Raw genomic sequence first — 7558 nt, forward strand, 5'->3', positions numbered from 1 at the left:
GACCCACTCTACTTTTGACTAAATTACTGGCTAATAAAACTGAGATGTCTAAAACCCTTGACCCACCTGATTTAGCCGCTTGAGAACGGGGCAGAAGCAAAACAGAAACTTGTCATTGTCCAGTTAACTTCACTCCGGTTCTCCCCTAATAAAGAGGAAGAAGAAAATCAGCTAGCGGCAGAAATCAAACGAGTAGTGCGCCAATTACATGGATTGCATCAAAAAGGAAAAATATCCAAAATTTCTTTTGGATATTACTCTTTTCAGCCTACATTCCATTTTATGGTGATTGACGATAAAGCAGCTTATTTCGGACTTTATAGACTCTCAGGTGGTTATTCAGGAAACGAATTTTCAAAACGTTATGTAGCAAGAAGTAATACTGAAACAGGACTCTCACTGGTATCAGACTTCAGAGCAGAGTTCAAGAATTTCTGGAGTATATATGGGCAATAGAGGGCTTCGTAGGATAGCAAAAAATCAACTTTTATCTGGAGTAACTATCTGAACAATTGTCCTTAAGCTCCCCGTCGCCCACTGATCGCTCAGCAACGAGATCGCAACCTCCAAATCGCAATAAGCCAACTCCACCGACTCACCCACCACCGCCACGGCTGGCAGCTGCCGGGGTAGCACCGTAGGCCGCACCTCCTCCGGAAAGTCCACAGTGATGGAACCCGATAAATAAACCCGCGCTGACGGATTCGCCATCCGCAACGCCTGGAGCCGTGATACCGCATCCTCATCATTCAGCATTAGCGTCTGCGTCGTCCGCGTCATCGCCGCGCCGGTCGCCGTCGTCAGCTTGTCGATCAGCAGCTGCTTCCCCGTCTGGTAAACGCCCTGGCCATCGGTGACGATGAACTCATTGCCCACGGCATCGAGGATCAGATAGCGGCCATCTGCCCGCGTCCGGTCATCGGCCCACACGCCGGTTATCTCCGCGTAGACCTCAGACGTGGCCGCATTGGCGTTATACGTCGCCATGGCCCCATCTCGCAGGCCCAGCCCCTGGTTAACCTGCCCCGTCACGCCACCGGCACCGGCTAGCCAGATCCCCAGCAGCAGCAGGCCCACGGCCACCGATAAAACCCAATACTCACCCGGTCCACCCGTGCGTAGTCGTCGCTTGGGGTTGCTTACGCTGATAGACCAGGCGGGGTCAGGCCAGAAGAGCTGAACGCCCTGGCGCGTAAAGCAGTCACTAAAGCAGCTCAGCACATGGCCCAGGGGTAGGGCTAGCCAAGGCTTGATATCGCCCAACGCTGCGCCTACGGCCACGGCCACGGTTGCAATAGCAACAGTCGCGGCTAAGGAATGGGTGACGCTGCGGTGTGGGTAGCGGTCTTCAATCCATGAGCTGATGGGGTAAAGGACCTGGCCGATGATGCTGGTGGTAGTGTCGATGTCGGGCAGCTGGCTACCCAGGACGGCAAGCGCTAACGGGAGTGGTTGGGCGGTGCCCAGTAGTAAGGATGCGCCTGCGGTTGCGATGCAAGCGTGGGTAATTGCCATCATTGGCTCAGATCTGTCTGTGTTGGACAGGTCTAAGTTGCCCAGGACAGGCGGTTAGGTTGGGATTGGCAGCAGGAGAGTACTTTCAATTTTTTCTCGTACCGCACGGGTAACGTAGCAATCGCTATTAAGACAGTCCACCAGCAGCTTATTGGCTTCGTAATACTGCTCAAGTTTCTTTCGCTGCCCATCACTGAACTGCCAGTCATGACCAATATTGCGATGCTCAATCATCACAGCCCTTAGCTCTGCAGTCCAGGCGTTACCGTTTTCCCGCCACCACTGTTTAAGCGCGCCAACATCACGTTTGAAATCAGGCAATTGCTCTTTTAGGGCATGCAGCGCTTGCTTTAATGCAGGCTCACTAGCGCGGGCGAGGGCGCGGTCGAGGGCGAGGGCGAGGGCGCGGGCGAGGTCGAGGTCGAGGTCGAGGGCGCGGGCGCGGGCGAGGTCGCGGGCGAGGGCGCGGGCGAGGTCGAGGGCGAGGGCGAGGGCGAGGGCGAGGGCGAGGTAGAAAGCGCGAACTGCAGCTGGCTTATAGGTAACGTCAACAGAGATAGATTTCTCGCTTCCCCACATTAGAAACGTTTGCAGCTGCTCATCTCCGGCTAACAGAGAATCAACCTGGGCTTTCATTAATTCTAATAGATAGTCCGCTTCTGGCAACATCTCTGCTGTCAGCAAAAAGACTTCCCGCCAGCGCTTTTCGGTAATGTTAACCACCAGCCCTTGCAATGCTTGCTCAAGAATGTTGGGGTTACGACTAGCAATTATATTCCTAGCAGTAAAGTACTCCTGAAAAGTTAGATGAGAGAAGGAATAAATGTTCCGTGCTCGTTCTACTAACAGACCATGCTGGGCTTCAATCGAGCGCAATACCTTACGACTACTGACCAGCAAAGCCTCTGGGTCTGTCTGGACACCGGGGATGTTTTGGATGTAGTCAGAAATCGGTTGTTCTAATCTTTTCCGCTTAAAGAAATATTCGCTTTGGGCAAAGGTGGTAAAGGCTACATGACTTAATAGGTCCTCTTTCCGATTAATGGATAGCTTTTTATAGACCGGGTCCCGTTCAATATCTCGACTGTCATCCCACTTCTCTAGAAGTAGCTCAATGCCTTCCTCATAAAGTTCAGCTCGACTATCTTTGAACTTCCCTTTTTCTTCAAAGACAAGACATAGCAAGGTCAACAGCAGTGGGTTTGTAGCCAATTCCTGAATGCGTTTATTTGCCTTGAGTTTGGCTATAAATCTCTCTGCTTTGGTAGGGTGCTTCAGACGAAACCACTTAGTCGAAAATTCAGCAATCTGTTGTTCGTCAAAGTCAGCAACTTCGACGTCAGTAAAGTTCTGAAAGGTATAGTCCTGAGCAGCAATACGACAAGTGATAACAAATTGATTCGTTGGATATCGATCAGCAACCGATTGAATTGCCCGTAAAACTCGACTGGCATCCTCCTGTCTCACCTCATCCAGACCATCCAGCAGCAGCAAGGCTCTACCCGATTGCAAAATGGCTGACAAATCAGCAACACTGACATCCGTCAGCATCCAGAGGATAAACGTTAGTAGGTCGGGCTGCTTTTGGGCTTCAGCAAACGTTTTGAGTGTGATGAAAATCGGAACACAATCTGCCTGAAAAGCCCCCTCACTACATTGAATCGCTAAGTATTTGAGAAAGGTGGTTTTCCCGGCTCCAGGTTTCCCCAACACCATCAGCTTGTTATACCGCTGCACAGCCTCCAGTCCCGGCACTCGACTCTGAGTCACTGGCCCCAACCCAAGCCGATCAAACTCCTCTGGATTAAAGTTCTCCAACAGCTCAGCCATATCCAGACGTCGCCGTCCAGTCAGATTCTCCAGAATATTGACGTTGGTATAGATCTCCCCAAGGCCAATAGGTTGCTCCATATCCAGCACCCGCATGGTGCTACAGCACTCCTGAATAAAGCTCTTAACCTGCTGACGACAGGCTTTGACTAACGTCCTAATATCTACGTTGGTACCAACCTCCGGTACTGCGCCTGAGGTCTGTTGCTGCTCAAGCAGAAACTTCTGAAGTCGGTAAAACTTACCAGGACCTTTACCACCGATGCTGAACTTGCTATAAATTCCCGTCAACCGAGTACGAAGCGCACTATGGGAAATCTTGAGTTCATCAGCAACCTCAAGCTCATCGCCGTCGCCACCATAGAGTTCCACCAAAACCTCTTCCTGCTCTGGGGAAAGCACATACTTCCGAGCAATCGTCGTTAAAAACTCACGGGATAAGGAACTCATCAGAACATCAGGTTTAGGGGCTAGCTAACGCTAGGGTAACCCACTAAAACCCAACTATTCAGCCAGCTTTAGCAAGAAATCAGGCCATGTCAGCCTATGTCAGGCCATGTTTGGGCGTAACCTCCCAACTCCCCTTGACACAGTGGATACAGCAAACCACAGCCCAAGGCAAACCCATGAAAAACCTGAACATCACATCCGCGTTCCAGCAAGTATTCTTCACCGTCGTATTTTTCACCCTATTATCCGGCGGCACATCGCTCACCCTTGCTGCCCAAAAGGACCTATCCCCGCACCAAGAACGCATCTTTGAAAGCTTCACCACCACCTGGCAAATGGGCGTAGGCGCAATCTTTGGCCTCCTAGGCAGCAAAGCCACCGACCTATTTCAAGCCGACAACGATGAAGACTAACCAAAAGGGCAGTCCTCACTGCCCCAACCGCTTCCGCGCCCCGCGCACCTGGCCCAACTGCTTCATCGTCATCCCCGCAACCAGCGCCGTACCCCCAAAAATATACAGGCTCTGATTGCTAGTGCCCAAGCCCACAAACCGCACAATCCCAAACGCCATCAACGCCGCAATCACAATCGGCATTACCACCACATACTGCGTATGCTCCGGCTTGGCCTGTTTATTCAGCCCTGCCCGTTCGCTGGCCACCACCTTACGCGCCAGCATCGGGTTACGTCCCGCCAGCGGCTGCAGCTCCGCCAATCGATTTTTCGTTAACGTCAGGCCCTGGCGCTGGGCTTCGGCTGCCATCACTAACCGAATATAAGCATCACTGGGTAACTCCAGCTCAACGGATAGCATCTTCAGAAAAATGTCCTTGCCTGGGTTCACCGACCCAAAGCAGCATAGCCGCACTCGCCCCGACGTCATCAGGTCTTCGAACCAGTAGCGTAGGCCCTTAGTCAGCCGGTTCGCCTCGGGCAACAGCACCAGCGTGCCATCTCGGACATTACCCAGGATCTCTTCCTTCAGCTGGTCCACCGTTATACTCTTTTCGCCCGTCACCTCACCATTGCGGTCATAGCGGGGGGCCGTGGTTGGAATATCCAGCTGCTCGGCTAGCTGCACAAAAAACTGCTTGGCACTGCCCTTATAGATCGCCGTCGCCACCGCACAGTCATCCTGAAACCGCTCCGCCACCAGCTGCGGAAAGCTCCCCAGCATCCCCGTCTCGGCCACCACCAGCACATGGCTACCCGCCGCTATAGCCGCACAGACTGACTCAAACCCATTCGGGTCTATGCAGTTTGTAGACTCTGGTCGGGTTGGCTCTGCTCGTCTGGGGCCTGGCGCTGACGTCTGAACTGGCCTAACAGGTCGGTCGCCACCGCCTGGGCATCGAACTTTGGGACGGTCGCCTCACGCACCTGATCTACTTTTGCCTTGGCCTCCGGGTGTAGGTCGTTGTAATCCATCTGGGACGCCAGAGCCAACACCACCTGCTCACTCGCCGTCAGTCGCTGGGCTGCGATCTCCGACGCCTCACGATACAGCGTCTCCATATCTAGCCCCTGGGTCGGGTCTGCCTCCACCTCAATTTCCGTTAGCCGCTCCGCCGAATCCAGGCCCCCAGATTCCATTTTTACCAAGTCAGACGACGACGACCTACTAATAGTAAACTCCTCAATTTTTCCGCCTTCCAACACATGAGAACGTAGCGATCTCAACTGGTCAGCCTGCGCCTGAGTGAGGTAAACCTTACCTTTTGAATCCTTCTCCGCCTTGATACCGAGATGGTCCAGATAGTTATAGTACGTCTGTTTTTTAATATCCAGTTCAGCCATCAGCTCATCTGGCCGAAGCTGATGTTCCACTGTGGAATTCCAGTCCGTCATTTTTTTTTTTTTTTCAATCCTGACCATATTATGGGAATCTCAAAATTTTCCTAACACGTCAGCCCCACTGGAATTCCACCTTTCCACCCGTTTCCACTGGAATTCCAGCGGGGCGGTGGAATTGCAAAATGGCGATGGAATTGGGCTAGGGACTGGGGGCAAGGTAACTCCTTGCTCGGGCATTCGTGGCGGGTTGGTTGGTAGTTTGAAGGCGGCAATGCCAACAGGATGGAATCGATTTGGACGGCGGCAATTTTCAAAAAGAAAGGCACCAGGGCAGGAAGAAACCTGCTGACTGATGCCCGATAAAATGGGGGGGTAGGGGTTAAGGGAATGACGGTTGCAGCGGCAACTTATGGAGTCCCCGACGCTGGCAACTGCACCTGCTCGATGGGGATGCCCAGCTGCTGCGTTAGCTCGATGACGTTGCCGGTGAACGTAGACACATCGCCCGAGACAGCGGCGGCAAGACTATGGAAAGTTTTTTCTTTGTAGAGAGCAAAAGGGAAAGAGGGTAAAGGGCTACTGAAGAGACCTGGGGGGCGAACAGCAAACGCGAAAACCGAGATCGATGCCGCGGTCGACGGGCGTAAGGTCGTTGCGGAAAGCGGAGCGGCAATACCTAGGATTGAGGAACCAGGAGCCACCGCGGACGATACGATTTGCGTTTTCATCCTCAGTGAGCCAGGCACTGCCATCAACAGGAGCCTCTTCGTAATTATCATGCCAATGATCCTGGCACCACTCCCAGACGTTACCGTGCATGTCGCACAGGCCAAAGGCGTTGGCTATATCAAAGTGGTCTACCGGGGTGGTTTCGTTGCGGTCTTCGCCCTTGGGGCCATCGGCATAGGTGTAGTCGCCATTGTAATTGGCGATTTCGGTTGTCAAGGTGAGGCCAAAGTGGAAGGGTGTGGTGGTCCCGGCTCGGCAGGCGTATTCCCATTCGGCTTCGGTGGGGAGGCGGTAGGGGCGGTTGGTGTGCTCAGCCAGTCGAGCACAGAACTCGGTAGCCTCGTGCCAAGATACCCTCTCAACAGGGTGGTTATCGCCTTTGAACTTGGCAGGATCGCCTTCTAGCGGGCGCTCAACCTGATCTAAGGCGGCTACAGCTCGCCACTGGGCCTGGGTGACTGGGTAACGTCCCATAAAGAACTGAGGCACGGTTACTGGGTGCTGGGGGCCTTCGCGCTCTTGTCGCTCTGCTTCCTTCTCCGGGGAGCCCATGGTAAAAGTGCCACCAGGAATGAGGAGCATCTGGAGGGGGAGAGCATCGGCAATCTCTAGCAGAGGTTCGGTATAGTAGCGAGTGGTCGCAGGGGTGCGACGGAGGGTGAGGGGCATAGGGGAGGACAAAAGATGAAAGACGGAGGATACCAGTATCTGCGTTCTGAATTCTGGAGTGGGCCAGCTAAGTTTTCGGTTTCCCTACCAAAGTAACTGACCCGGTTTGATTTTTGGATGCCTAGTCAATAGACTAGCCATCGCTGGAATAGGCTCTGGACTCTTCTGGGGCACGCTCGACAGATTCCCATCCGACGATTCTGGCCAGCCTGGTCCCCAGACAGAGCCGGGGAACTAGCAATAGAAGAGTGCTGGGGGGCGAACAGCAAACGCGAAAACCGATATTGTTGTTGCGGTTGTCGGGCGTATTGTTGTTGCGGTAAGCGGAGCGGCAATTCCTAGGATTGTTGATCCAGGAGCCACCGCTTCGCGGCCTAACCCGGTATAAGAATAACAGGAGTCAGGAGTCAGGAGTCAGGAGTCAGGAGTCAGGAGTCAGGAGGCAGGAGGCAGGAGGCAGGAGGCAGGAGGCAGGAGGCAGGAGGCAGGAGGCAGGAGGCAGGAGGCAGGAGGCAGGAGAGAGCGGATGTAGGAATCTAGGAGTTTGCTGACTTCTTGGAGTTGGGACAT

The 7558-nt window shown here is 53.5% G+C and carries 7 protein-coding genes; 2 read left to right on the plus strand and 5 right to left on the minus strand.

Annotation, left to right across the window (positions count from 1 at the left end; translation table 11 throughout):
* Positions 1 to 282 precede the first annotated feature (282 nt).
* Complete coding sequence (locus VB741_RS14230) at positions 283 to 456, plus strand: hypothetical protein (RefSeq protein WP_323365847.1); 174 nt, start codon at positions 283 to 285, stop codon at positions 454 to 456.
* Between the two features lie 24 nt (positions 457 to 480).
* On the opposite strand, the gene VB741_RS14235 is transcribed toward VB741_RS14230, so the two are convergent.
* Together VB741_RS14235 and VB741_RS14240 are read right to left on the minus strand one after the other, a co-directional pair.
* Positions 481 to 1518, minus strand: coding sequence for a metal-dependent hydrolase (locus tag VB741_RS14235; protein ID WP_323365848.1), 1038 nt, complete (start codon positions 1516 to 1518; stop codon positions 481 to 483).
* 51 nt (positions 1519 to 1569) lie between these two features.
* Positions 1570 to 3795, minus strand: coding sequence for an NACHT domain-containing NTPase (locus VB741_RS14240; RefSeq protein WP_323365849.1), 2226 nt, complete (start codon positions 3793 to 3795; stop codon positions 1570 to 1572).
* 134 nt (positions 3796 to 3929) lie between these two features.
* Here VB741_RS14240 and VB741_RS14245 point away from each other — a divergent pair, with 134 nt between their 5' ends.
* On the plus strand, positions 3930 to 4208 hold the full coding sequence (locus VB741_RS14245) for a hypothetical protein (protein ID WP_323365850.1): 279 nt from the start codon (positions 3930 to 3932) through the stop codon (positions 4206 to 4208).
* A 15-nt stretch (positions 4209 to 4223) separates the two neighbouring features.
* Here the strand turns inward: VB741_RS14245 and VB741_RS14250 are convergent, their stop codons facing one another.
* From VB741_RS14250 to VB741_RS14260, 3 genes are all read right to left on the minus strand, one after another.
* Positions 4224 to 4997, minus strand: coding sequence for a hypothetical protein (locus VB741_RS14250; protein WP_323365851.1), 774 nt, complete (start codon positions 4995 to 4997; stop codon positions 4224 to 4226).
* Positions 4998 to 5047: 50 nt separating this feature from the next.
* The gene (locus tag VB741_RS14255; RefSeq protein ID WP_323365852.1) at positions 5048 to 5623 is read right to left on the minus strand and encodes a hypothetical protein; all 576 of its coding nucleotides are present in this window, start codon (positions 5621 to 5623) and stop codon (positions 5048 to 5050) included.
* A gap of 543 nt (positions 5624 to 6166) precedes the next feature.
* On the minus strand, positions 6167 to 6988 hold the full coding sequence (locus VB741_RS14260; protein WP_323365853.1) for a formylglycine-generating enzyme family protein: 822 nt from the start codon (positions 6986 to 6988) through the stop codon (positions 6167 to 6169).
* Between the last annotated feature and the right edge of the window lie 570 nt (positions 6989 to 7558).

The sequence above is a fragment of the Leptothoe sp. PORK10 BA2 genome (assembly GCF_034932105.1).
Classification (GTDB): domain Bacteria; phylum Cyanobacteriota; class Cyanobacteriia; order Phormidesmidales; family Phormidesmidaceae; genus Leptothoe.

What these genes read in the sequence shown, in the direction of transcription:
- VB741_RS14235 (WP_323365848.1), bottom strand. Translation starts at nt 1,518, where the DNA reads ATGATGGCAATTACCCACGCTTGCATCGCAACCGCAGGCGCATCCTTA.
- VB741_RS14240 (WP_323365849.1), bottom strand. Translation starts at nt 3,795, where the DNA reads ATGAGTTCCTTATCCCGTGAGTTTTTAACGACGATTGCTCGGAAGTAT.
- VB741_RS14230 (WP_323365847.1), top strand. Translation starts at nt 283, where the DNA reads ATGGTGATTGACGATAAAGCAGCTTATTTCGGACTTTATAGACTCTCA.
- VB741_RS14260 (WP_323365853.1), bottom strand. Translation starts at nt 6,988, where the DNA reads ATGCCCCTCACCCTCCGTCGCACCCCTGCGACCACTCGCTACTATACC.